Origin of the sequence: Agrobacterium vitis (genome assembly GCF_013426735.1) — a bacterium.
In the GTDB taxonomy this organism is placed as follows: domain Bacteria; phylum Pseudomonadota; class Alphaproteobacteria; order Rhizobiales; family Rhizobiaceae; genus Allorhizobium; species Allorhizobium vitis_D.
Map to the genome: position 1 here is coordinate 1396198 of NZ_AP023272.1, position 25602 is coordinate 1421799.

The 25602-nt window shown below is 57.6% G+C and carries 26 protein-coding genes; 17 read left to right on the forward strand and 9 right to left on the reverse strand.

The window, feature by feature from the left end:
• Window positions 1-3 precede the first annotated feature (3 nt).
• The 11 genes from urtE to H1Y61_RS06335 all read left to right on the forward strand — a co-directional run bounded on the left by urtE (window position 4) and on the right by H1Y61_RS06335 (window position 8675).
• On the forward strand, window positions 4-699 hold the full coding sequence (gene urtE / locus H1Y61_RS06285) for an urea ABC transporter ATP-binding subunit UrtE (protein WP_015916914.1): 696 nt from the start codon (window positions 4-6) through the stop codon (window positions 697-699).
• A 201-nt stretch (window positions 700-900) separates the two neighbouring features.
• Window positions 901-2262 (forward strand): CE1 family esterase, encoded by a 1362-nt coding sequence (locus H1Y61_RS06290; protein ID WP_180574046.1) that lies wholly within the window; start codon window positions 901-903, stop codon window positions 2260-2262.
• Between the two features lie 150 nt (window positions 2263-2412).
• Complete coding sequence (locus H1Y61_RS06295; protein ID WP_180574047.1) at window positions 2413-3411, forward strand: CE1 family esterase; 999 nt, start codon at window positions 2413-2415, stop codon at window positions 3409-3411.
• Window positions 3412-3415: 4 nt separating this feature from the next.
• Window positions 3416-4252: an urease accessory protein UreD gene (locus tag H1Y61_RS06300; protein ID WP_180574048.1), complete on the forward strand. Its 837-nt coding sequence runs from the start codon at window positions 3416-3418 to the stop codon at window positions 4250-4252.
• Between the two features lie 23 nt (window positions 4253-4275).
• On the forward strand, window positions 4276-4578 hold the full coding sequence (locus H1Y61_RS06305; RefSeq protein ID WP_015916910.1) for an urease subunit gamma: 303 nt from the start codon (window positions 4276-4278) through the stop codon (window positions 4576-4578).
• Window positions 4579-4582: 4 nt separating this feature from the next.
• Entirely contained in the window at window positions 4583-4837 is a 255-nt protein-coding gene (locus H1Y61_RS06310) for a DUF1272 domain-containing protein (protein WP_180574049.1), read from the forward strand.
• A 94-nt stretch (window positions 4838-4931) separates the two neighbouring features.
• The gene (locus tag H1Y61_RS06315; protein WP_015916908.1) at window positions 4932-5237 is read left to right on the forward strand and encodes an urease subunit beta; all 306 of its coding nucleotides are present in this window, start codon (window positions 4932-4934) and stop codon (window positions 5235-5237) included.
• Window positions 5234-5644: a lysozyme inhibitor LprI family protein gene (locus H1Y61_RS06320; RefSeq protein WP_180574050.1), complete on the forward strand. Its 411-nt coding sequence runs from the start codon at window positions 5234-5236 to the stop codon at window positions 5642-5644. Before H1Y61_RS06315 ends, H1Y61_RS06320 begins: the two co-directional genes overlap by 4 nt.
• A gap of 15 nt (window positions 5645-5659) precedes the next feature.
• Entirely contained in the window at window positions 5660-6304 is a 645-nt protein-coding gene (locus H1Y61_RS06325) for a Urease operon accessory protein (RefSeq protein ID WP_180574051.1), read from the forward strand.
• A gap of 2 nt (window positions 6305-6306) precedes the next feature.
• Window positions 6307-8019, forward strand: coding sequence for an urease subunit alpha (gene ureC, locus H1Y61_RS06330; protein WP_180574052.1), 1713 nt, complete (start codon window positions 6307-6309; stop codon window positions 8017-8019).
• 113 nt (window positions 8020-8132) lie between these two features.
• Window positions 8133-8675, forward strand: coding sequence for a hypothetical protein (locus H1Y61_RS06335; protein ID WP_180574053.1), 543 nt, complete (start codon window positions 8133-8135; stop codon window positions 8673-8675).
• A 113-nt stretch (window positions 8676-8788) separates the two neighbouring features.
• On the opposite strand, the gene H1Y61_RS06340 is transcribed toward H1Y61_RS06335, so the two are convergent.
• Window positions 8789-10072, reverse strand: coding sequence for a glycosyltransferase family 4 protein (locus H1Y61_RS06340; RefSeq protein WP_180574054.1), 1284 nt, complete (start codon window positions 10070-10072; stop codon window positions 8789-8791).
• A gap of 594 nt (window positions 10073-10666) precedes the next feature.
• Between H1Y61_RS06340 and H1Y61_RS06345 the strand changes: the two genes are divergently transcribed.
• The 6 genes from H1Y61_RS06345 (at window position 10667) to aidB (ending at window position 15196) form a co-directional block, all read left to right on the forward strand.
• Window positions 10667-11206, forward strand: coding sequence for a peroxiredoxin (locus H1Y61_RS06345; RefSeq protein ID WP_174111525.1), 540 nt, complete (start codon window positions 10667-10669; stop codon window positions 11204-11206).
• Window positions 11207-11544: 338 nt separating this feature from the next.
• Entirely contained in the window at window positions 11545-12363 is an 819-nt protein-coding gene (locus H1Y61_RS06350; protein WP_180574055.1) for a GGDEF domain-containing protein, read from the forward strand.
• Window positions 12364-12560: 197 nt separating this feature from the next.
• Window positions 12561-13022 (forward strand): urease accessory protein UreE, encoded by a 462-nt coding sequence (gene ureE / locus H1Y61_RS06355; RefSeq protein WP_180574056.1) that lies wholly within the window; start codon window positions 12561-12563, stop codon window positions 13020-13022.
• Window positions 13023-13028: 6 nt separating this feature from the next.
• Window positions 13029-13721 carry an urease accessory protein UreF gene (locus tag H1Y61_RS06360; protein WP_180574057.1) on the forward strand — a complete coding sequence of 231 codons (693 nt, stop codon included), beginning with the start codon at window positions 13029-13031 and terminating at the stop codon, window positions 13719-13721.
• Window positions 13722-13764: 43 nt separating this feature from the next.
• Window positions 13765-14376, forward strand: a complete 612-nt coding sequence (gene ureG / locus H1Y61_RS06365) for an urease accessory protein UreG (protein ID WP_180574058.1) — start codon at window positions 13765-13767, stop codon at window positions 14374-14376.
• Between the two features lies 1 nt (window position 14377).
• Window positions 14378-15196 (forward strand): AidB family quorum-quenching N-acyl homoserine lactonase, encoded by an 819-nt coding sequence (aidB, locus tag H1Y61_RS06370; RefSeq protein WP_180574059.1) that lies wholly within the window; start codon window positions 14378-14380, stop codon window positions 15194-15196.
• Between the two features lie 171 nt (window positions 15197-15367).
• Here the strand turns inward: aidB and H1Y61_RS06375 are convergent, their stop codons facing one another.
• The 8 genes from H1Y61_RS06375 to H1Y61_RS06410 all read right to left on the reverse strand — a co-directional run bounded on the left by H1Y61_RS06375 (window position 15368) and on the right by H1Y61_RS06410 (window position 25601).
• On the reverse strand, window positions 15368-16057 hold the full coding sequence (locus H1Y61_RS06375; protein WP_041696996.1) for a Crp/Fnr family transcriptional regulator: 690 nt from the start codon (window positions 16055-16057) through the stop codon (window positions 15368-15370).
• A 369-nt stretch (window positions 16058-16426) separates the two neighbouring features.
• Complete coding sequence (locus H1Y61_RS06380; protein ID WP_180574060.1) at window positions 16427-19732, reverse strand: efflux RND transporter permease subunit; 3306 nt, start codon at window positions 19730-19732, stop codon at window positions 16427-16429.
• Between the two features lie 12 nt (window positions 19733-19744).
• Window positions 19745-20974, reverse strand: coding sequence for an efflux RND transporter periplasmic adaptor subunit (locus H1Y61_RS06385; RefSeq protein WP_235680846.1), 1230 nt, complete (start codon window positions 20972-20974; stop codon window positions 19745-19747).
• 553 nt (window positions 20975-21527) lie between these two features.
• Window positions 21528-22520, reverse strand: a complete 993-nt coding sequence (locus H1Y61_RS06390) for an ABC transporter substrate-binding protein (RefSeq protein WP_180574061.1) — start codon at window positions 22518-22520, stop codon at window positions 21528-21530.
• 29 nt (window positions 22521-22549) lie between these two features.
• Window positions 22550-23419, reverse strand: coding sequence for an ABC transporter permease (locus H1Y61_RS06395; RefSeq protein ID WP_180574062.1), 870 nt, complete (start codon window positions 23417-23419; stop codon window positions 22550-22552).
• On the reverse strand, window positions 23416-24282 hold the full coding sequence (locus H1Y61_RS06400) for an ABC transporter permease (RefSeq protein WP_060718112.1): 867 nt from the start codon (window positions 24280-24282) through the stop codon (window positions 23416-23418). The genes H1Y61_RS06395 and H1Y61_RS06400 overlap by 4 nt, the downstream gene beginning before the upstream one ends.
• Complete coding sequence (locus tag H1Y61_RS06405; RefSeq protein WP_015916890.1) at window positions 24272-25063, reverse strand: ABC transporter ATP-binding protein; 792 nt, start codon at window positions 25061-25063, stop codon at window positions 24272-24274. Before H1Y61_RS06405 ends, H1Y61_RS06400 begins: the two co-directional genes overlap by 11 nt.
• Window positions 25064-25079: 16 nt before the next feature.
• Window positions 25080-25601, reverse strand: coding sequence for a hypothetical protein (locus H1Y61_RS06410; RefSeq protein ID WP_180574063.1), 522 nt, complete (start codon window positions 25599-25601; stop codon window positions 25080-25082).
• Window position 25602 lies beyond the last annotated feature (1 nt).

The following is a 25602-nucleotide window of genomic DNA, read 5'->3' on the forward strand; positions in this document are numbered from 1 at the left end:
AAGATGCTGACAGTTGAAAATCTCAATCTTCACTATGGTGCCGCCCAGGCGCTGCGCGGCGTGAATATCACCGCGCCGATGGGCAAGATTACCTGCGTGCTGGGTCGCAACGGGGTGGGTAAAAGCTCGCTTTTGCGCGCCGTGACCGGCCAGCATCCGGTGTCCGGCGGCACGATTGCCTTTGAAGGCACGGTGTTGAACGGCATGGCGCCATTCAATCGGGCGCGGCACGGGGTCGGCTATGTGCCGCAGGGGCGCGAGATCTTTCCGCTGTTATCGGTTAAGGAAAATCTGGAAACCGGCTTTGCGCCGCTGAAGCGCAAGGATCGGACGATCCCGGACGATATTTTCGCGCTGTTTCCTATTTTGCAGACCATGTTGTCGCGGCGCGGCGGTGATCTGTCCGGTGGCCAGCAGCAGCAATTGGCGATTGGCCGGGCCATGGTAACCCGCCCGAAAATCCTGGTGCTGGACGAGCCGACCGAGGGCATCCAGCCATCGATTATCAAGGATATCGGCCGGGCGATCCGCTACTTGCGGGATTCAACCGGTATGGCGATCCTGCTGGTCGAGCAATATCTCGACTTCTGCCGGGAGCTGGCCGACCATGTCTACATCATGGATCGGGGCGAAATCGTCCATGAAGGTGGCGCCGAAACGCTGGATACGGTCGAGGCCCGCCGGCATCTTACGGTCTAATGTCGCATTCAGGCATGGGATGCGGTGTCCGAGTTTGGAGCGTAATCTCTTGTTTTTAATGTGAAATTATCGGTTATATTCATAGTATATTCACGCTTTGTGTTTGACGCATGTCAGCCTTGATCATTTGTCATCAGGTTTCAGTTGAAGCCTGCGGAACATGTGGTATTTTCCGGCGAGTGCTAATAACAAGGCGACCTCATGACATTCGATGAACTGACTGGCCTGCGGCGGCCGGGTTTTTTCGCGCGCACATCTGCCCAGACTTTGTTGTGCCTGTTCACACTCGGCGTTGCCATGATGGTGCCGGGTGGTCTTGCTTACGCGGCGGGCGGCTGCGGCGTGACCGTCCGGGCCGGGTTACAGGACCTGACATTCACGTCCGGTGGCATTGAGCGTACGGCGGTCGCCTACATTCCCCAAGGCTATACCGGCAAGGCCAAGGTGCCTGTGGTGTTCGATCTGCACGGGTCCAACAGCTTTCCCCGCGATCAGCTGGGTCGTAGCCAATGGTCCGACGTGGCACGGGAAAACGGCTTCATCGTCATTGCTCCGCAGGGCGGGCTGAATGGCAAGGCGGAAGGCACCCATGCCTGGAATGTGCCGGGCGTGGTCCCCGTACCCGGCGTGACCGTACCGAATGCGACAGTTTCGCCAAATGCCACAGTTTCAAATGGGACTGTAACCAACGCGAGCCTGACAAGCCCGACCGCGGCAAGTGCATCTGTGTCGCCAGGCGCATCTGTCTCTACAGTAACCGAAGCCAAAGGGCCGGATGATGCCGCTTATCTCAGCGACACCGTGGCGCTGGTCAAGGCCAAGTTCTGTGTCGATCCCGACCGGATCTACGCATCCGGCTATTCGGGGGGCGGGCGGATGCTGTCGCAATATATCTGCAACGGTAATACCGATTTCTCGGCTGCCGGTTTCGTCATGAGCCTGCGGGCCGGGACGCCGCGCCAGGGCGTTGGCCCCGATCAGGGAAAATGGCTGCCCGATCCGCAAAGCTGCCGTCCGGGCCGTCCGGTGTCGATCATCGCCTTCTGGGGGCTGAAGGACAATACCAATCCCTATGCGGGCGGCGGCAGGCCCTATTGGCAATATGGTGGCGAAGCGGCACTCAATCGCTGGGCCGAGCTGGATGGCTGCCAGGGCGAACGCAAGATCGTCAAGGGGACGAAAATTTCCTCGGCGGAATTCGAGCGCTGCAAGGGCGGTGCCCGCATCCTGTCCTATACGATTGCCGACCAGACGCATGACTGGCCCGCGCAGACTATCGGCTTCTCACTGGCTGCTGCCAATTCCAAGGCAAAGGCCGTTGATGGCAAGAGCGTCGATGGCAAGAGCCAGGAAGACATGTATGCGGCCAAGCGGATGTGGGCTTTCTTCGACAGTGGCGATGGCCGTCTGATCGCCGACAATATCGCCAAAAATGCCTGTGCCGATGGCGCAAAACCGGCTGCTGGCGCAACGGCCTCTGTAAACCCTGCCTGCTCGGTGACAATGAAGGCCAAGGTCAAGCCGCAGGCGGTGGAAAGCCCGATGTCGGCGGACGCGCTGTAGTGCTCTGATCCAGACAGATGCCTTAGGTTCTGTCTGTCAGGTTCAATCTGACCCTGACAGACACTTGTCTGCGCATCCAGCATGTGCCAGATTTTTTCATTTTGCATCGTATCGGTCTTTTGCTACCGTGGCCCCGCTGCGGAGGACTATATGCAAAATATTGAAAATAAATGCGAAAAGCCCGTTCTGCGAAGAGTTGGCACTCTGTCCGGTGTGGCGATTGCGGCAGTCGTTTCCCTTCTGACGCTTTCGACCGGCTCCGCATCGGCAGCTGGTTGCGGTCAGCCCAGGGATGTGGGCCGTTATGATATGACACTGACCTCTGGCGGGCATGAGAGGGTGTTTTCCTATTTCATTCCCTCCAGCTATAGCGGCCAGGACAAGGTGCCTGTCGTGTTCGATTTCCACGGGTCCGACAGCAATGCCAATGAGCAACTGGACCGGAGCGAATGGGAGCGGGTGGCTGAGCGCGAAGGCTTTATCGCTGTCGCGCCGCAGGGGTCGATGCCCACCAAGCGGGCGGGCTATTTCGCCTGGAACGTGCCGGGCGTCGCCAAAGGCGAGGCCGATGAAGAGGCCTATATCCGCGATGTGATCAAGGCGGTCGAAGACAATTTCTGCGTCGATCCGGCGCGCTTTTATGCCACCGGCTATTCCGGCGGCGGGCGGATGGTGTCGCAATATCTTTGCGATGGAAACACCGATTTTGCCGCTGCCGGTCTGGTGGTCGGCCTGCGGGCCGGGCCGCCGAAGCGTGAAGGCGATGGTTTCGTGCCGGATACTGCGACCTGCAAACCTGCAAAACCGATGTCGCTGATTGCCTTTGCCGGGCTGGACGACAAGATCAACCCGATTGCCGGGCAGGGCCTGCCCTATTGGGGTTACGGCGCGGATGCCGCACTGCATCGCTGGGCGGAGCTGGACGGGTGCAAGGCTCCCACCGTGAAAACCGAGGGCCGGGTCGAAACCACCGATTATGCCCAATGTGCGGACGGCGCGCGCATCGCTTCCTACCGTTTGGCGGGAGCGGGCCATACATGGCCGGGCAGCACCGCATCGCTGAAGATCCAGAAGGTGATCGGCAAGGTTTCCTTCGATCTGAATGCCACTGATATGATGTGGGATTTCTTCTCGAAATCGAAGCGTTGAAGGCATGACCATACAGCCCGCCATACTGATCAAGCCGCAACGCGCCAAAGGAAGCGGACGGCTGGACACCAAGCTGTTTCAAGGCCGCAGCCGGTTGGAAACCTTCTTCCAGGAGGGCTGCGCCAAGATCCGTATTCCCGAAAGTTTCGATGGTCGGATGGAAGCGGTGCTGATCAATTCCTCCGGCGGGCTGACCGGCGGTGATCAACTCGATTGGGACTTTACCGTCGGTGATGGCACTCATCTGACCCTGACCACCCAGGCCTGCGAGAAAATCTACAAGGCTGCCGCCGATACGGCGTCGATCAGCAGCCGCATCACGGTCGGCGAGGGGGCGGCGGTCCATTGGCTGCCGCAGGAATCCATCCTGTTTGATCAGGCATCCCTGACCCGCAGGCTGGAGGTTGATCTGCATGAGACAGCGGAATTTCTCAGTGTCGAGGCCATTCTGCTGGGTCGCAAGGCGATGGGCGAGGCGATGCGTCAGGGTCTGGTGCGCGACCGCTGGCGCATCCGCCGCTCAGGGCGGCTCATTCATGCCGAAGATTTGGCGTTAACAGGCGATATTGCCGATCTCACCGCTGAAAAAGCGGTGCTGGGCGGCAGGGTCGCCTTTGCTACATTGCTGTATACGGGGCGAAACGCGGAGGCGCATATGGCGACGCTGCGCCGGTTGACGGACCGCCCATCTGATCTGGGCGATATCGGCATAAGCCTGTGGAATGACAAGCTGGTTGCCCGTTTTATCAGCAGCGATGGATTTTCCCTCAGAAAATTATTGGTTCCAGTGATTTCGGCCTTGCGCGATGGCGCGTCTGTGCCGAAAGTCTGGACCTTGTAACCGGCATTATCATCGGAGCACCCATGAATCTCAGCCCAAGAGAAAAAGACAAGCTTCTGATTTCCATGGCGGCCATGGTCGCCCGGCGCAGGCTGGAGCGCGGCGTCAAGCTGAACTATCCCGAGGCGATTGCGCTGATTTCCGATTTCGTCGTAGAAGGGGCTCGCGATGGCCGCGCCGTGTCCGAGTTAATGGAGGCGGGTGCGCATGTGATCACCCGCGACCAAGTGATGGACGGCATTGCCGAAATGATCCATGACGTGCAGGTCGAAGCGACCTTTCCCGATGGCACCAAGCTGGTGACCGTCCACGAACCGATCCGCTAACGCCATGCTGGAGCTTCGCCCCAACTGTGAATGCTGCGACCGCGATCTGCCGCCTGACAGCCGTGAGGCGATGATCTGTAGCTTCGAATGCACCTATTGCGCTGCCTGTGCTGAGGGCGTGCTGGCCGGAATCTGCCCCAATTGCGGCGGCGAACTGGTGCGCAGACCCATCCGCCCGGCGGGCAAGCTCGCCAACAATCCGCCATCCACCACGCGGGTTCTTAAGGCGGAAGGCTGCAAGCCCGGCCGAGCGGCTTGATCGGTGATCCATCCGGTCTTTCCGGATGTATTATTTCATGCATGGACAATGTGGTTTTCCGGCTCGCCGGGAACCGATGACGGGAGAGACAGTGATGAAACCGGGTGAAATCATTGCCGCGAGTGGCGAGATCGAGCTGAATGCCGGTCAGCCGACCGTGACGATTGAAGTGTCCAATACCGGCGACCGTCCGGTACAGGTGGGCAGTCATTATCATTTCTTCGAGACCAATGCGGGGCTGTCCTTCGACCGGGACAAGGTGCGCGGCATGCGGCTGGATATTCCGGCGGGGACTGCGGTGCGCTTTGAGCCGGGCCAGACGCGGGAAGTGACGCTGATCCCGCTGGCCGGTAAACGCGAGGTCTATGGCTTTCGCCAGAAGGTCATGGGGCCGCTATGACGCCTGTTTCGCGGCTGATCATGCTGGCAGGGTTTGGGGTAATGTCATCTATCCATGGTGTTCTGGCGCAAGCGCTGGATTGCAAGGACCCGAAAACCCAGAGCGATATGACGGCCTGCGCGATCAAGGATTTCGACGCGGCGGACAAGGCCATGAATGCCCAATGGAAAATCACCCGCAAGGTCTTCGTCGAGCAGGACGCAACGCTGGACGATGATCTCAAGGGGGCTGAAAAGGCCTTGCTGAAAGCCCAGCGCGCCTGGATCGATTACCGCGACGGTCAATGTGAGGCCCAGGGATTTTATGTCCGGGGTGGCACGATGGAGCCCATGGAGGTTGCCGCCTGCAAGGCGGAGGTGACGAAAACGCGAACCAAGGAATTGAAATCCTTGGCTGAAACTCGATAAGCGGATCGGACAGGCATGGATCGCAAGATCATGATCATTGGCAATGGCGAGGTTCCTCAGGAGGTTGCGGACGCCATTGATGCTGCCGATATGGTCATCCGCTTCAATGGTGCGCGCAATTTCGGCATGGCCGGACACCGAACCGACGTGATGGCGGTGTGCAATACCGGCCGTCCCGCCAAAGCCATGCTGGCCGATTGTGCCTGGCGCAACAGTCCGGCTGTCGATACCAGCGGTGCGATCTGGTCGGTGCGCGATCCCGCAAAATTCGAGGCGATGAAGCCGGATATTCTGGTGAATTTTCCCGAACTTGACGATCTGTTTGAGGATCAGACCGACAATTTTGCCGAATTTGCCCGCAGCAACGGCAAGGATCACGTCGTTTTGCCCGCCTTGGCCCATGAGGCTGCTGTCGCGGCATTGGACCCCTACGATCCCGGCCTCTATGTCACGCCGAGCAGCGGCCTGGTGGTGATGAGCCATGTTCTTCACGATCCGGCTTTTGCCGGAGATCGGATTTTCGTCGCTGGCTTTTCGCACACGGGTTGGGATGGCCATCCTTTTGCTGCGGAACGGCAAGTGATCGATGCACATATCGAGGCCGGGCGGCTGACGCGCCTCGGGCCTTCACCCTTATCTGTCCTGTCCCAAGGAGCCTGACCATGCCTTTCAAAATGTCCCGCGCCGCCTATGCCAGCATGTTCGGCCCCACGACCGGGGACAAAGTGCGGCTGGCTGATACTGAGCTGTTCATCGAGGTGGAAAAGGATTTCACCCATTACGGCGACGAAGTGAAATTCGGCGGCGGCAAGGTGATCCGCGATGGCATGGGGCAAAGCCAGGCGACGCGCGTGGACGGCGCGGTCGATACGGTCATCACCAATGCGCTGATCGTCGATCACTGGGGCATCGTCAAGGCGGATATCGGCTTGAAGGATGGCCGTATCGTGGCAATCGGCAAGGCGGGCAATCCCGATACTCAGCCGGGCGTCAATATCATTGTCGGCCCCGGCACGGAAGCGATTGCCGGGGAAGGCAAGATTGTCACGGCGGGCGGCATGGACAGCCATATCCATTTCATCTGCCCGCAGCAGATCGAGGAAGCGCTGATGAGCGGGCTGACCTGCATGTTGGGCGGCGGCACCGGCCCTGCGCATGGCACGCTTGCCACCACCTGCACACCCGGTCCCTGGCATATTGCCCGGATGATCGAGGCGGCGGATGCTTTCCCGATGAACCTGGCTTTTGCGGGCAAGGGCAACGCCTCGCTGCCCGGCGCGCTGGAGGAAATGGTGCTGGGCGGCGCCTGCGCCCTGAAACTGCATGAGGATTGGGGTACAACCCCCGGTGCCGTCGATTGCTGCCTCTCGGTGGCCGACGAATACGACGTGCAGGTTATGATCCATACCGATACGCTGAACGAAAGCGGTTTCGTCGAGGATTCCATCGGCGCTATCAAGGGCCGCACCATCCATGCCTTCCACACCGAAGGGGCAGGCGGCGGCCATGCGCCTGATATCATCAAGATCTGCGGCCAGCCGAATGTGATACCATCCTCTACCAATCCGACGCGGCCCTATACGATCAATACTCTGGCTGAGCATCTCGACATGCTGATGGTCTGCCATCACTTGAGCCCGTCGATCCCGGAAGACATCGCCTTTGCCGAAAGCCGTATCCGCAAGGAAACCATTGCGGCGGAAGACATTCTGCATGATATCGGCGCGTTTTCGATCATTTCGTCGGACAGCCAGGCCATGGGCCGGGTCGGCGAAGTGGCGATCCGTACCTGGCAGACGGCCGACAAGATGAAGCGCCAGCGCGGACGGCTGCCATCGGAAACCGGCGAAAACGACAATATGCGCGTCAAGCGCTACATCGCCAAATACACCATCAACCCGGCGATTGCCCATGGTCTCTCCCATGAAATCGGCTCGATTGAAATCGGCAAGCGCGCCGATCTGGTGATCTGGAACCCGGCGTTTTTCGGCGTCAAACCGGATATGGTGCTGCTTGGCGGATCGATTGCCGCCGCCCCGATGGGTGATCCCAACGCCTCAATCCCCACGCCGCAGCCGGTGCATTACCGGCATATGTTCGGCGCCTATGGCAAGGCCCGCACCAATTCCTCCGTCACCTTCGTGTCTCAGGCCTCGTTGGATGTAGGTCTGGCGGCGCGGCTCGGCGTTTCCAAGCAATTGCTGGCGGTAAAAAACACCCGCGGCGGCATTTCCAAGGCGTCGATGATCCACAACAGCCTGACACCGCATATCGAGGTCGATCCGGAAACCTACGAAGTGCGTGCCGACGGCGAATTGCTGACCTGCGAACCGGCCACTGTTTTGCCAATGGCACAGCGGTATTTCTTGTTTTGATGGGGGTTATACGATGGGTCATTGAAAATGACTCATCGTATTCCTTTTGCGATCTCTTTAAGGCGGGGACGCGTGAGCATGTCAGAGCCTTGGTATTATTGTGACTGGTGGTGATGTCTGAATCTGAAAATCAAGCCTTCTTGCGGGACAGTCTGCAAGTTCTTGTCGGTCTGTCTTTAAGCATTGCCCGCAATGCGGCAGATACGAAAGTTTTCCATTTTGGCTCCATTCGTCCAAGTCTATCAGCGCGGGGAAAGTCTGGAACTGTGGGATCACATGCGCTCCACATTCAATGTTCCTGGCGGATTGTCACGGAGAATGGGGTCGTGACAGGGTCCTCAGATCGTTTCATGGAGCCTGAGGAGGGTGCTCCTGTAAACGTCGAGGATCCTCAATTTGGTACGTTGCAATTCGTGCGGATTGCAGCCTTGCTGCAAGGTTACGACGAAGCCACAAAGTCCTTTGTAAATGCCACGGATCATCTCATTGTCCAGTCGGTAACATGCGACAGATATTGTGGAGCAGATCTTCAATTGTCAGGTGGTTATCGCCTGCAAATTTTCCCGGATGGTTCGCAGGCAGAGGACTGGCGTTTTATGGAGAATGAAGGACGGCACTTCGTTATCGAAGGCGGAAAAGCGAATGTGGTGGGCTGATAGCCCACCACTACTTTTCCTTAAATCTATTGGCATTGAAGAGGTGGCGACGCTTTAACGTCCACTCCCGTCGCCCTCTCTTAAAGGCAGGCAGCATCGCCGCTGAAACGGGTTCAGCCTGAAAACGGCTTTTGCATCAGCCCGGAGGAATTGTGGCCCGTCCGGTACTCATTCAAGGCTTCCACATAAAAATCGTCCCAGAATTCATTGGCATCCTTCGCCGAAAACATCGTCTTTGCAGTGCGATAGGCGGCTTGGCGCATGGCTTTGTAAGCATTCTGGTCGGCCATGGCGGCGACGACTTCGTTCAGGCTTTCTTCGGCCAGTCGCTCGATCTCGCGGGCATGAATCTCGGCAAATTCCGGCGTGCTGCGGTCGTCGGCAATATGCTTCCACTCACCGATATCGGTTGTCTCCATGTCGAGCAGAATGCCGTTTTGCCGGTGCTTGATGAATTCCGGCAGGGCGCCCTGTTTGGTGGCAATCACCGGCACGTAATTGGCCTCGGATTCAATCGCGCTGAAGCCGAATGTGTCGCAAAATGTTGTCAGCAGCGAGAAATGTGCGTTGCGCAGGATTTTGAGCACTTCGCTATTTGGAATGTTCTGGACATGGCGAACATTCGGCAGGCTCAACAATTTGCGGTAACGATCAAAGTAGCCGGGCACCAACGGGTCAGTCCAGGACATCGGTCCGACTTCCACGGTGGAGACGATATCGACTTCCAGCGGAATGCCGCGCTCCATGGCAAGTTCGGCCATGCGCACGCCAACGCAACCGCCCTTGCGGGCAAAGTGATTTCCGACGAAGACGACGCGGATCGGCCCCTGGTTTTCATCGTTGAACGTATCCGGTCGCTCTTCGATTTCCATATTTGGATAGCGCATGAACAGCTTCCTGTTCAGCGCCTCATAGGCAGGGTTATTTCTATGGGTCTTTTGAAAGATCCGCCGTGCATGTTCGGAAATCGCGCCGATCCCGAGACAGCGGTCGGAAATCAGACGCCGGGTCATGAAGGCATAAAGTGCTGAGGTCTCAATGCCGAAGCCGCGCGGCATATGGGATTCAAAAGAGATCATGAAAGGTGTCGCGCTCATCGGTATCCGGTTGAACGCATGGATGAGGTCGAACCGGCGCGGCGGAAATGGCGACAGGACCGTGATGCCTTCCAGCTTCGGCGATACGTAGTTCATCGGCACGAAATTGCGATTTTCGATCATGTGCCGGCTGTGGCGCGGTGAATTGAAGCGCCAGGGGTAACGGGTCGGTGCCAGCACCGACAAACGGATATTTCTGACGGATGGGTCCCGGTCAATGGCTTTGCCCACCGGACCATTGGTGTCTTCTACGACCGGCAATACGTGCCGGGTCATAGGCTGCTTTTTCGCATTCAACATCGTTTCCGTCTCCAACCCTACCCAATACCAAAAAAGATCTTCTGTCGGCGATTGGCATTCGAAAGCCTGTTTCGATGCCGAATTTTGTGCAAATTCTTAACAAATCGTTAAGGTCGAATATTTCCGGATTAAAATACGTAACAAAGTTTTTTGCAATGCTTCAAGATCTGTTTTGTCTGTTTTTTTATGTGATAATCGCCCTCTGTATCGACCATTGAATGTATAGATCTTAAATTAGGGCAATAATGTGCTATTATGAAGCTTTGTTAAAGTTGTGATCGGTTGCATACGTTGCTGTCGAGACAGCAGTGGCCAATGCATCGCGGTTGGTCTTCTATACAGCGCGCGCAATAGGCCGGTTTGCCCGGTTTGAGCTTTTTCCGCGTTAAAAGCGAAACTGGCTATCATTCTGCAATGCCGAATGGGTCCGCCATGCACTATGCGCATGTCAGGCATGCTTCGGCGTCCAGCATGCTGTTTTATGCTGCGCCGCACATGGTTATGCGGTAATCGAAGGGCTGATCCCGGTGGCCCGGTAAAAGGCCGCTTTTCATCATTTTTACGCTTCATCATGTCTATCAAAGGAGATCAGCGATGCTTATTGGCAGAAAAGTGCCCAGCGTCACGTTTCGTACCCGCGTTCGCGATGAAGAGGTCGGTGGCCCAAACCCCTTCCGTTGGCAAGATATGACCTCGGATGATTACTTCAAGGGCAAGAAAGTCGTGCTCTTTTCGCTTCCGGGTGCTTTCACTCCCACCTGCTCGACCTACCAACTGCCGGATTTCGAAAAGCTTTATAGCGAGTTCCAGTCTGCCGGCATTGACGACATCTACTGCATTTCGGTCAATGATGCTTTCGTTATGAATGCCTGGGGCAAGCAGCAGGGGCTGGCCAATGTCAAGCTCATTCCCGATGGCTCCGGTGAGTTCACCCGCAAGATGGGCATGCTGGTGTCCAAGGACAATCTCGGCTTCGGCATGCGCTCCTGGCGCTATGCGGCTATCATCAACGATGGCGTGGTGGAGCAGTGGTTCGAAGAAGAAGGCTATTCCGACAATTGCGATAGCGACCCTTATGGTGTGTCTTCGCCGCAGAATATCCTGGAAAAGCTGAAGGAAAAGCAGGCGGCTTAAGACGACGACTGCTTTTCAACACACCTTCGTAGGCGCGATTAAACACGTCTGCGAGACCAGAAAAACCCGGCTGTGTGCCGGGTTTTTTTGTTTCGGTGATGCGCGGGCCGCTGGTATTTCCGTTACAGCGCCGTCCATCCAACATGGCGCACTAAAGTTCGGTGTATCGCTTTATGCGGTAGCGCCCCTGCCTTTGCCCGGATGATCTGTTTTGGCTGTTCGTGTATTGAAATGATGCGGTGGCCCATACAATCAATCGTTAAAATTCTAGGTATTGATTTAGGAAACGACACACAAAACAGGCCTATCCCAGAGAAAAGCAGAGAAGGGGGCGGCAATTGATTCGAATATTGAACTGGCTTTCGCTGCGCCGAGGATTTGAAGATCTCTCGCAAAGGGGAAACATTTTCAGCTTTGTCATGCATCTGATGTTTTCGTCCGTTTCGCTTGCGCTTGGCTTTCAGATCGTTGCCCTGCCGTTCTGTTGGATGCTGGGTCTGATGCCGATGCCGATCATCGATGCGGTCAAGCTCAGCGTGGCGATGAGCTGGTTGTTGGGCAGTTTCGTGGCGACGATTACCGGTGTCTTCGTGGCGCGTGAAATCCGCAGTCTCGCCATCGCCAAGGCAAAATACGAGCATCTGAGCAGGATTGACGGTCTGTCCGGCCTGCTGAACCGGCGTGCCTTTTCGGAAGCGCTGGACCAGACGGAGGGGAACGCTTCGCTGGCCATCGCCGATCTCGATTGGTTCAAGTCTATCAACGATGCTTACGGCCACAGCGCCGGTGATTTCGTCATTCGGGCCGTGGCAGACATTCTGTGCCATTTCGCCAATGATCCGCATGTCACGGCCAGGCTTGGCGGCGAGGAATTCGGTTTGATCATCCAAGGCGACACGATCCAGCAGCGGTTTGAGCGGATCGACATGATCCGCCGCAGTATTTCCGACCTTCGGCTGCATTTCGACGGTCGGTTGATTTCGACATCCATATCGATCGGCGTTGCGGAAATTTCGCCGGAAAGGCGGCCGGAAGTGGTCTATGCGGCGGCCGACCGCGCGCTTTACCGTGCCAAGGCTAATGGCCGCAACTGTATCGTGCATGAAATGACCCATGGCCCGCAGCCGTTGAAGCAGGTTATCCAGGCCGTATCCTGAGCAGCTCGATCATTGCTTTGATATTTGCGATAACAACGGCACAGGCCCATTTGCCTGTTGCGCCCGGCCTTTGTTTTGCGCAAACTCGGCGTTCGCAATGGCTGGAGCCTCTCCCAAGGTTATCCGCCAAATCCGGTTTAGTGAATCGATATAAGCGTTGCGGAGCCATTGGCGATCCGCAGGGTCATGGAGTGCCGATGCTGCGTGTGATTTCTTATCTTCCGGCCTCAGATGCCCTTGATCCGGCGGTATCGACGGTTGTTCTGGCCCATGACATGCGCCACCTGCGTCGCAAACTGCTGCATCTAGCCGATGGCGAGATGGTGATGCTGGACCTGAAGGAAGCGGTACTTTTTGCCGATGGCGACCGTCTGGTGCTTGATAACGGCGACCAGATCGCGGTGAAGGCCGCCGATGAACGGCTCTACGCGATTGTGCCGCGCGACGGGCAGCATCTGCTGGAACTGGCCTGGCATCTTGGCAACCGTCATCTCCCTGCTCAGATCGAACTGGACCGCATCCTGATCGGCCGTGATCCGGTGATCCGCGCCATGCTGGAGGGCTTGGGCGCGACGGTCAGTGAGGTGGTGGAGCCGTTTCAGCCGGTGCGTGGCGCTTATCACAGCCATGGGTCACATGCCCATCACGCCCATTCCTGATCGACGATGACCATTGCTCTCGACACGCTCGGCCTGATCCGGCTGATGACATGGCTCTCGCCGGCCTTTCCTGTGGGCGGCTTTGCCTATTCGGGCGGGCTGGAAAAGGCGGTCGAGGATGGGTTGATCGATGGTGACGGCACCGCTATCGGGCGCCAAGAGGCGTTGCTGGCCTGGCTGACATCGCTGCTGGACCATGGCGCAGTTTGGAACGATGCGGTGCTTCTGGCTGAGGCCTGGCGGGTCTGGAATATGCCGCAGTTCCTAACCGAGGTGTCGGATCTGGCATTGGCGCTGGCCGGCTCTCGGGAGCGCTATCAGGAAACCACGGCACTTGGCGCGGCGTTTCGTGAAGCGGGCCGCGCCTGGGCGGACCCGCTTTCGGCTCTGTCGCCCGATCCAATCGCCTATCCGGTGGCGGTTGGGGCGGTCGGCGCCAGTCAGGGGATAGGTTGCGAAGCCGTGCTTGCCGCCTATTTGCACGCAGCCCTGTCGCAGCAGGTCTCGGCGGGTATTCGCCTCAGCCTGATCGGCCAGACCGGTGGCCTCGCCATTCTGTCGCGGCTCGAGGCGCCTGTGGCAAGCCTAGCTGCCCGGGCCGTCCAGTCGGGGTTGGACGATCTTGGCAGCGCCACGATTGCCGCAGACATCGTTTCGGCACGCCATGAAGGTCAATCTGTGCGACTGTTCCGGTCGTGATATCGCCAGCTTTAGAAGCTTGGATAAGAACAAGGGGAAAAGCATGAAATCGGCAAATGGTCCGTTGCGGGTCGGAATTGGTGGGCCGGTCGGCTCAGGCAAGACGGCACTGACGGAAAAGCTGTGCAAGGCGATGCGTGACCGCTATTCGGTGGCCGTCGTCACCAATGATATCTACACCCGTGAGGATGCCGACGCTTTGATCCGCATGCAAGCGCTGTCTTCTGACCGGGTGGTGGGCGTTGAGACCGGCGGCTGTCCGCATACGGCGATCCGGGAGGATGCGTCAATCAATCTCCAGGCGATTGCCTCACTGAATGAGCGCATTCCCGATCTCGACGTGATTTTCATCGAATCCGGTGGCGACAATCTGGCCGCGACCTTTTCGCCCGATCTGGCTGATGTGACGATCTATGTAATCTCGGTCTGTCAGGGCGAGGAAATTCCCCGCAAAGGCGGGCCAGGCATTACCCGCTCGGATCTACTGGTCATCAACAAGAAGGATCTGGCACCCTATGTCGAGGTGGATCTCGATGTGATGGATCGCGATGCGGCGCGTATGCGCGAGGCCCGTCCGCATGTGTTTTCCGACCTGAAGCGTGGCGAGGGCGTGGCCGACATCGTTCGCTTCCTTGAAAGCCATGGGGGCCTTTGACATGACGGAAATACGTCGTTTCGGGTGCTATGATGTGACGATCATGGTCGATGGTGTTTTTAGAGCGCCGATTGAACATCTGGATCACGCCAGCAGTGACGTGGTGCGAAATGCGGCGGTCGCGGCGTGGGAGGCACCCACCATTGATATGGACGTCAATTTCTTCGTGCTGTCGAGCGCTGACGGCATTACCCTGGTCGATGCGGGAACAGGCCCTTATTGGGGTCCTGAACTGGGGCTTGGAAGGGCTGCGCTGGAGAGGGCTGGAATAAGCCGCGCCGATGTGCGCCGGGTTCTCCTCACCCATTTGCATGGCGACCATGCGCTGGGCCTTTTTGACGACGCCGGACAATATTTTCCTCAAGCGGAAATCGTCGTCCCGCAAGCAGATCTGGCCTTTTTTACCAATGCCCCGCTGAAGGAGACCATCCCCGTCTATCGGCGTGGTGGCTTCGACATCGCTGCCCGCCTGCTGGAAATCTACCCCGATCGTGTGCGACCCGTCCTGGAAGGGCAAGTACGTCCTGGAATAGAGATGGTTTCCATGCACGGCCACACGCCTGGTCACTCCGGCTATCTGATTGGCGAGGGAGCGGAAAAGCTCGTGCTTTGGGGCGATCTTGTGCATGCGCCCAAACTTCAGCTTGATGACCCCGATTTCTGCTTCATCTACGACGCGGATGCCAGACAGGGCGCCGACAGCCGCCGGACCATCTTCACCCATGCAAGCGAAAAAGGCTGGACTGCCTCAGGCGGCCATGTTTCCGGTTTCGTGCGGGTGGAAAAAGCAGACAAGGGCTGGCATTTCGTCGCTGCCTGATCTTTGAGGAAGGTGGGAAAAGCGAAAGCGACAAAAGCGGATATATGCCCCGTTTTCCACTTGTCCCTTTCACCATTTTCGATCTTCAAAACCTGACATTATATCGGAAAGGCGACAGGAACAGATCTTTTGGAAAATCTCTCGCGACATCTTTCAGCGATACTATGCCTGTCAAATCTGTCGGAGTGTGTTGACATCGTTGATCTGGACCATCCGGCCGCGCACAGTGACGCCGCTGTGCCGCAGGGTGGAAAAGGCGCGTGACAGGGCTTCGGGTGCAAGGCCCAGCTTGCCGGCCAGCAGGCTTTTCTGGAAGGGCAGGCGGATCGACACGGCACCGCCGCTATTGGGGCAATTGTCGATCAGATATTGTGCTACGCGTTGCGGAGCGGTTTGCAGTCGGTCATTGGCGATGCAATCCATGGTGCTGCGCAGATAATTGGAAAGGCAGCGGATCACTGAACGGGCAATGTCGTTTTCCTGCTCTGCAAGCTGGCGTACTTTGGCGAGATCAAATCGCGCTACGGTCACATGCTCCGCCGCCTGGGCGTTATAGTGATAGGTATCGCCCATGGCCAACAGGCTTTCGGCAAAGGTATCACCACCGCCGCTGATGCGGATGTCGGCTTCGCGACCGTCCTTGTTCAGGCGATAGAGGCGGACATAGCCGGTCAGCACGCAATAGAAATAATCGGCAGGGTCGCCCTCGCGAAACAGAATATCGCGCGCCTCGAAGCTCAACACTGTCGCCAGTTCCAGCATCCGGTTTAAAGAACCCGGGCCGAGCGTGGCCATCAGGGGTGATTTTACCAGAATATTGCGATCGCGACTGTTCAAATTCAAAACCTTGTTCACGGCCAGACCGTCCTTTTCCTTCAGCCCTTGCGCAGCAGCGCCCGCCTGATAGCGGTATGGTTCATAAGGGGAATGGGTGGTCGCAACGGCTCGGTCTTGCGCGGGACATATAGCTGTTCCCATTGGTGCAAGACGGCGCCCTCTTTCCCACCATCGGCCCCCCGCCACTGGTCGATGGGGGTAATCTAATGGGAAAATCGCGCCAATGGTTTGATTTCGATCAATAGCCAATTACAATCACAGGTTTGCGTGATTGCAGCTCCGTTCAACGGATTAAGCAGGGGCGTCGGGTGGAAAACCGAACCCGGCACAAGGCCATACGCTATTGCTGCCGTATCGCCTTGTGGGATCTGTCATTTTCAATGGATTTTCGTATCAATCCCGTCCGAACGGTCCCGCTGAGAGGCGCCTTGGCGGATGGGCAGCACCTGCTTCCAGGCCATCCATGCGGGCTTCGAGCGTGGAGATCTGGGCCGAGGTCTGGTCGTGTAAATCGGTGAGGGTGGCGGTATCGAGCGGCTCTCGTTCCTGTTCCTTGGCGCCGACCAGCCTGCCGAAGACGACGCCCAGCAGGCGTGACAGATCGTCCATCACAAGGAAGAAGGAGGGGACGACGACAAGGCTCATCACCGTCGAGACGATGATGCCGCCGATCACGGCGATGGCCATGGGGGAGCGGAACGAGCCGCCTTCGCCAACGCCCAGCGCCGAGGGCAACATGCCCGCCGACATGGCTATCGACGTCATAATGATCGGTCTTGCACGCTTGCGGCCTGCCTCGACCATGGCTTCGACACGTTCCATGCCGTGGCGGCGCATTTCGATGGCAAAGTCGATCAGCAGGATGGCGTTTTTGGTGACGATCCCCATCAGCATCAGGATGCCGATCAGCACGGGCATGGACAGCGCGTTATGAGTAATGATCAACGCCACGGCCACGCCGCCGACGGCCAGCGGCAGCGACAGAAGGATGGTGAAAGGCTGGATGATGTCCTTGAACAGCAGGATCAGCACGATCAGCACCAGCAGCAGGCCCAGGATCATCGCGTTGACAAAGCTCGCCAGCATTTCTTTCTGGACCTTGGTGTCGCCGGTTTCCTTCAGATAGACGCTGGCGGGAATTTTGGCGGAGGCAACCGCCTGCTTGAAGGCTGCCGTCGCCGTATCGAGCGCCACGCCTTGCGGCAGGTCGGCGCCGATCGAGACCACGCGGTCGCGGTGATTGCGTTTGATCGAGCTGATGCCTTGGGTGTAATCGATATCGACCACGGTGGAGAGCGGCACCATGGAACCGGACGCAGACTTGATTTTCAGCGCCCTGATAGCACCAAGGTCGCGACGCTGGCCAAGCGCCGCTTGAACCCGGATCGGGATCAACCGGCCATCCAACGAGATTTTCGGCAATTGCGCGTCGATATCGCCGATGGTTGCGACGCGAAGGGTTTCGGAAACCTGCTGGGCGGTGATGCCCAATCTGGCCATTTCATCGGTTTTCGGACGGATCTGCAATTCCGGGCGCGGCAGCGAGCCATCGGCGCTAACATTGGCCAGCACTGGTACGGTGCGCAATTTCGCCTCCAGAATGCTGACTGCCTCGGTCAGATCCTCTTCGTTCTTGGAGAGGAAGTAGAATGCCATGTCGCGGGCACCGCGATCGTTCATCTTCTGGACGCGCATATCGGGAATGTCGTGCAGCTTGGCAAAGACCTGTTTTTCGATCTGCCATTGCGGGATCGTGCGGCCGACGACGGTCATTTTCGGCAGGTGAGGGCCGATCAGCGGCAGGCCGCCGATCAGTTTGTTGACCACGGTTTTGACCAGCGAATGCTCGATGCGGAAGAGTTGCAGGGTTACGGACGCCCGCCGCAGTTCCAGATCACCACTGGGCGAGGTGCCGCCCTGGACAAAGACCGATTGCACGCCGGCAAGCGGCTTCAAGGTCTCGGTGATCTGCCTGGCCCGGCTTTCGGTTTCATCCAGCGTGGCATTGGGCGGCAGTTCTATTGAAAGCGTGATACGCCCGGCATCTTCTGGCGGCAGGAAGCTGGTCGGAACCTGCATCAGCAGGCCGACAGATACCACCAGAAACACCAGTGCTGCCGCCAGTGTCAGATAGCGGCGATACCATGTGCTGGTGGTCGTCAGAACAAGCCGCGTATAGAGCCGCATGAAGCGGCCTTCCTGCCCTTCGTCCCCGTCATGGCCGTCTTCCGGCCGCATCAGATATGCGGCCATCATCGGGGTGATCAGTCGGGCGACCAGCAGCGAAAACAGCACGGAAAAGGCCACCGTCAGGCCGAACTGGATGAAATATTGACCGGGAATGCCGCCCATGAAGGACACGGGCACGAAGACGGCCACAATGGTGAAGGTGGTGGCGATGACGGCAAGGCCGATTTCGTCGGCTGCCTCGATGGCGGCCCGATAGGGCGTCTTGCCCATCTTGATATGGCGGGCGATGTTTTCGATTTCGACGATGGCGTCGTCCACCAGAATGCCGGTCGCCAGTGTCAGGGCGAGGAAGCTGACGAGATTGAGCGAAAAGCCCATCATCTCGAGGATCCAGAAGGTCGGTATGGCGGAAAGCGGTAGAGCAATGGCCGAAATAAGCGTTGCCCGCCAGTTTTTCAGGAACAGGAACACCACGATGACCGCCAGGATTGCCCCTTCCAGCAGGGTATCGATGGCGGCGGTGTAATTACCATAGGTAAAATAGACGAAATCGCTGATCAGGTTGATGCCGACATCAGGATTTTGGGCCCGCACCTCATCGAGGCTCTTGGCCACCAGTTCGGCGACGGCCACGTCGGAGGCCCCCTTGGAGCGGAACACCGAGAAGGACACCACCGGCTGGTTGTCGAACAGGGCGAAACTTTTCGGCTCCGTATAGCTGTCGATGATCCGGCCAAGATCGGCAAGCTTGACGAAGCGGTCCGAGGAAATGGCAATGGTGGTGGTGGCGAGCGCCTGGACATTACGGGTATCGCCCAGCACGCGGATCGCCTGTTCGGCGCCAGCCACCTGGCCCCGGCCCGAGCCGATATCGACATTGGTGCCGCGCAATTGCTTGTTGACGTCGGCGGCGGTAATGCCCAGTGCATTCAGCCGGTCCGGGTCCAGCTCGATACGGATCTCGCGGTCGGCACCGCCGATCCGGTCGATGCGGCCAATGCCTTTCTGGCCCTGGAGCGCGCGTTTGATTGTGTCATCGACGAACCAGGACAATTCTTCGAGCGTCATGTTCGGGGCGGAGACGGCAAAGGTCTGGATCGCCTGGCCCTCGACATCGACCTTGTTGACGATCGGCTCATCGACGCCAGCGGGCAGATCGTTGCGGATTCGATCCACCGCGTCCTTGACATCCTGAACGGCCTGCTGGGTGGGAATTTCAATGCGGAACACCACCGAGGTGACCGACACGCCGTCATTGACCTTGGACGAGATCTCATCGACGCCGTTGATCGAGGCGACCGCATCCTCGATTTCCTTGGTCACCTGCATTTCCAGTTCCGACGGCGACGCCCCGCTCTGGGTGACACTGATCGACACGACGGCCACATCGATATTCGGAAAGCGGGTAATGGGCAGGCTGTTAAAGGACTGGATGCCCAGCACCATCAGCAGGAAGAAGCCTAGCAGTGGTGCTATCGGATTGCGGATTGACCAGGCGGAGAAATTCATCGTCTTGCCTCGTCAGTTGGATATTGCGCCGGTCTGGCTCACGGTTTCAAGCACCGGCCTGACCTTGTCGCCATCACGCACGAAAGCGCCTGCTTTCAGCACCACCAAATCGCCCGGCTTGACGCCTGATGTCACCAGGATAAAGCCGTTTTCGATAATGCCGGTCTCGATTTTCACTTGGCGGACCACGCCGTTTTCCACGATGCGGGTAAAGCTCCCGGCCTTGCCGCTGTCGATGGCCGACAAGGGCAGGGCAATGCCTGAGGCGGATGTAATGGTAATCAAGGCGCTGGCATACATGCCTTGGCGGGCCGCATCGCTATCATCCAGCAAAATATGGACCTCGCCCAGCCTGGTCGTTGGGCTGATGGCGGGTGAGATCAGCCGCACATGGCCGCTGATCGGCGTTGCCTGTCCAGCAATGGCGATTTCGGCCGGTTGGCCTATTCGCATTTTTTGCATATCGCTTTCGGATACTTCGGCCACCAGCTCGATCTTGCTGTCGCGGATAATGGTGAACAGCGGCTGGCCGGAGCCGGCAGCAATGGCGCCGATGCGGGCATTGCGGGCGGTGATCAACCCGCCGAACGGCGCCTTGATATCGGTGCGGGCCAGTTTCAGGTTGAGATCGGCGACCTGGCTGATCACCACTTTCAATTCGGCCTCGGCAATGGCGATGGACTGGCGGGCGCTGTCCACCTTGTTGCGGGCATTGATGGCGGAGGTTTCGTATTGCTGGACCTGAGCGGTGGAAATCGTGCCGCCCGAGACCAGCGACTGGCCGCGCGCCAATTGCCGTTCCGCTTCGGCTGCGCTGGCCTGCGCATCGATCAACTGGATCTTGTACTGGGCAAGAGAGGCCTCGGCCTTGGCCTGGTTGGCGGCATACTGCGCCTTTTGCAGGATCAGGCTGTCGCCATCCAGCGTTGCCAGAACTTGACCGGCCTTCACCTTGTCGCCGACATCGGCCAGAAGATTGCGAATGGCTATTCCATCCACTTCAGGCTGGACGTAAATTTCCTCCACAGCCTTGACGCTTCCGGTGCCGATCACCTTGTCGGTCAGGCTCTGGGTGCTGGCTTTCGCAACGACGATGGCCGGGAGCTGGGCATCGGTGCTGGCTGCGGGCTCAGGAGATTGCGCGTTCGCAGACGGTATGAAACAGCCCTGGCTGACCGAAAGAAGCAGTGCCAGAACGAGGATGATTGGCCTGACGCCCGAAGTTCCAACCCGACTTTCCATCACCCCTGGTATCCTCCCAATGCCTGATTTATCACGCCGGATCGCGGCCTTGCGGACGAAGGCAGAGTGGGCGCGAGCCTTTTTCCCGGGGCGCGCTGTGACCAGGGACGATACGATTTCAAACATGTCTATTCAAATCCCTGGGGATCTATGGAAAACCCACAATACGCTAATATTATCGAAATGGCTTTAAATACAATGTCAGGTTTGCCGATCAACGGAAAACCCGGGTTTTTAATAGGGTTACGTTACGACAGGGGCCGTTGCAGCGCAATCCCGCCGCAGACAGAGCCGGTGCAGCGAAGAGGTTGCATTGTAATAATAGTTAAAGGAAAGCGCGTGGCTTCGACCTGATCGCGGATCGGCTTGTGTGGTAAACCCGGTTTTGCCCGCACGCGGTAGTCGGGCCTGTGCCAATATGAAAATCCCATGAAATGAAAGGGTTAGGGCAAGCTCAGCGCTGCCGCTCAGTCAGCCTCTGGGAACCCCGCCGCCAGGGAACGGGATGAGGACCCTGGCGGCGAATACACGATAAAATTGAAAGTTGGATCTGCTATTTCAGCGCGGCATCGGTAATTTCATGGGTATAGGCACCCACAGGTTCTTTGCTGATCACCGGATCAGAGCCGCCGCCGAGCAGGGTGGCCACGGTGCGCTTGTAATCGGCCTCGTCCAGTGCGCCCTTTGAGCCTTCGGTCAGCTTGGCCACTTCGCTCATCATCCGCTTCTGATGCTTTTCGGTCTGGGCTCCGGAGGCGTCGTTGTCCAGCACGATACCGGCTGCCTCGTCCGGGTTCTTTTCAGCCCATTTCCATCCCTTCATCGAGGCACGGACGAACTTGACCATCTTTTCCTTGAAGGCCGGATCTTTCAGCTTTGGCTCCAGCACATAAAGGCCGTCTTCCAGCGTGGCAACGCCTTCCTTCTCATAGGGGAAGGTGATCAGCTGATCTGGCTTGATGCCAGCATCGATGACCTGCCAATATTCATTATAGGTCATGGTGGAAATGCAAGCGGCCTGCTTTTGCAACAGCGGATCAACGTTAAAGCCCTGTTTCAGCACCTTCACGCCATCAGCACTGCCATCGGTTTTGATGCCCAGATGCGCCATCCATGACAGGAACGGGTATTCATTGCCGAAGAACCACACGCCCAGCGTCTTGCCCTTGAAATCGGCAGGCGTTTTGACACCGCTTTCCTTCAGACAGGTCAGCATCATGCCCGAATGCTTGAACGGCTGGGCGATATTGACCAGCGGCACGCCTTTTTCGCGGGTGGCAAGGGCTGATGGCAACCAATCGACAATCACATCGGCACCGCCACCGGCCAGCACTTGTGCGGGCGCAATGTCCGGGCCACCGGGCTTGATGTCGACGTCAAGGCCTTCTTCTTTGTAATAGCCCTTGTCTTTGGCCACGTAATATCCGGCAAACTGCGCCTGTGTGACCCATTTTAATTGCAGGGTCAGCTTGTCTGCCGCATGGGCCTGCACGGCCAGCATGGAAATGCCAGCAGTCATAAGCAGTGTGGTGATTTTGCTTTTCATGATCGTTCCCTCTCTTGTTATCTCATGTTTTATCGAGTCTGGCCACCACGGACAGACGGATGCCAGAAGGTGACGGCTTTTTCAGCCAGCGCCACCAAACCATAGAAAACCGAACCTGCCAGTGCCGCCACCGCAATTTCCGCCCAGACCATATCGACATTGCTGCGGCCCACCTCGGTGGAAATGCGAAAGCCCATGCCGACGATGGGGGTGCCGAAAAACTCGGCGACAATCGCCCCAATCAGCGCCAGCGTGGAATTGATTTTCAAGGCGTTGAAGATAAACGGCCATGCGGCGGGAAGCCGCAGCTTGATCAGCGTTTGCCACCAGCTGGCGGCATAGGTGCGCATCAAATCGCGCTCCATGGTGCTTGCCGCAGATAGGCCCTGCACGGTGTTTACCAGCATGGGGAAGAAGGTCATGATCACCACGACGGCGACTTTTGATGGCCAATCAAACCCGAACCACATCACCATGATCGGGGCCACGCCGACCACGGGCAGGGCCGAGACGAAATTGCCAATCGGCAACAGGCCTTGTTTCAGAAACGGTGAGCGATCAATCAGCACGGCCACGATAAAGCCAAGGCCGCAGCCTGCGACATAGCCTGTCAGCACCGATTTCAAAAACGTCTGCTGGAAATCGGCCCAGAGGATGGGCAGGGAGTGGATCAGCCGCGTCCAGATCATGCTGGGGGCGGGCAGCAGAATGGAGGGGATATCGAAGCCGCGCACCACGCATTCCCAGATCACCAGCAACGTGATGCCAAACAGCAGCGGAACAGTGATATTGGCGGCGCGCTGGGCGGGCAGGGCGGCAAAGCGCTGGCGCACCAGCCATTCATTCACACCCCATGTGACAAGCCAGAATATCAGCGCAAACAGCAGATACCCACTCATGCCCGCTCTCCCATACGTTTCAGAACCGCAGTGTGGGCAAGCCCGACGATAGCCACCAACAGCGCCGCCAACCCCGCCGCCATAAACAGCGCTGCCCAGATTTGCACCGTCTGACCATAGTAAGAGCCAGACAGCAGCCGTGCGCCAAGGCCCGCGACGGCTCCGGTTGGCAATTCCCCCACAATCGCACCCACCAGTGAGATGGCAATGGCCACTTTCAGCGAAGTGAACAGATAGGGCATGGCGGCGGGCATGCGCAGTTTCCAAAATGTCTGGGTGTTGCTGGCGTAATAGGTGCGCATCAGGTCGATCAGAATGGCGTCGGGACTGCGCAGGCCTTTGACCATGCCCACCACCACCGGAAAGAAGGACAGGTAGGTGGAAATCAGCGCTTTCGGCATCAGGCCTGAAATGCCGATGGCGTTCAGCACCACAATAATCATCGGGGCCACGGCAATGATGGGAATGGTCTGGCTGGCGATCACCCACGGCATCAGCGATTTATCGACGGCGCGATTATGCACAATGGCAATGGCCAGCAAAATGCCAAGGGCAGTGCCCATTCCAAAGCCCATGAGCGTGGCCGAAAGGGTGATCCATGCGTGATACACAAGGCTGCGCTTGGAGGTAATTGGCTTATCGATCACCGTATCCCACAGCTCGGCAATGATCTGGTGCGGGGCGGGAAGGACGGGGCGTTCCTGATTGAAGGTTTGCTCAATCACTTGCGCGGTGGTGATGGTTTCACCCGCTCTTGCTGCCTGATCGCGCACAAAGGGCGCGTTGAGAATGACCACGAAGACATGCCAGATGATCAATATGGCAAGGATGACGGTGAGGATGGGGAGAAGTCTATTCCTCATAACTATGCCCCGCCCGCAAACCTTCGCGCACACGATGGGCAATGGCCAGAAACTCCGGGCTTTCGCGAATATCCAGCGGTCGCTCCCGTGGCAGGGTCGATTCAATCACATCGGTCACGCGCCCGGGCCGGGGGCTCATCACCACGATTTTGGTGGAGAGATAAACCGCCTCTGGAATCGAGTGGGTGACAAAACAGATGGTCTTGTTGGTGCGATCCCAGAGTTTCAGCAATTGCTCGTTCAAATGATCGCGGACAATTTCATCCAGCGCGCCAAAGGGTTCATCCATCAACAACAGATCGGCATCAAAGGCCAGCGCGCGGGCAATAGAGGCGCGCTGCTGCATGCCGCCGGAGAGCTGCCAGGGGAATTTTTTGCCAAAGCCTGCGAGATTGACCAGTTCTAGTGTTTGCTCAATCCGCTTTTTCCTCTCATCCGGGCTATAGGCCATAATCTCCAGCGGCAGGGCAATGTTTTGCTCAATGGTGCGCCATGGATAGAGCGCTGCCGCCTGAAACACATAGCCGTAGGAACGTTCCTTGCGGGCATTCTCCGGCGTCATGCCATTGACGGTAATGGTGCCGGATGTGTGCTTTTCCAGATCAGCAATGACGCGCAAAAACGTGGTTTTGCCACAGCCGGATGGGCCGATGAAGGAAACGAAATCGCCCTTTTTTACCTCCAGATCCACGTTGGACAGCGCGTGTACTGGTCCATCATTGGTCTGGAAGGTGAGACAGAGGTCTTTGGCGGAGACGACGGAGTAGGGGGAGGCTGACATTACGATCTTCCATGTCTCATGATTTCACCTGAAGAGCGGGTTTGGATGGAGAGGCCTTCGGTCTCAGCCCCAGACGCCAGAAAACCGATCCGGCGACGGCACCGCTTGGGATCAATGCGGCACCTACGATCAGAGCCGGTAACATATAGTCGTTAAATCGGTTGCTTTCAGGATCAGGTGGTGACGTCGTCGGCATGATAAACAGCATGGTGAAAAATGCTGTCGATACTAGTGGGCACAACGCACCTAGAATAATAGAATTCCTATGCGTTGCGTTCCATGCAATTCCGATAAGGGAAATGCATATTAAAGTAAAAGGTGCGGCTATGATGAAGGATATTGGAAGACCATATCCAAGAAACATAAGAATTAATATAAATGAGCCGACTGATCCGTTTAAAAACGCATCGGTTGAGAATTTTGTTTCACTTGACGTCATCAAAGGTAAGAGAAATATTGGCAGCATGACGAGAGCGAAAACCATTAGCCCTGTGATTACAGCGCCCAGATAAGCCCTCACCATCCTGAGCTTGCTCATC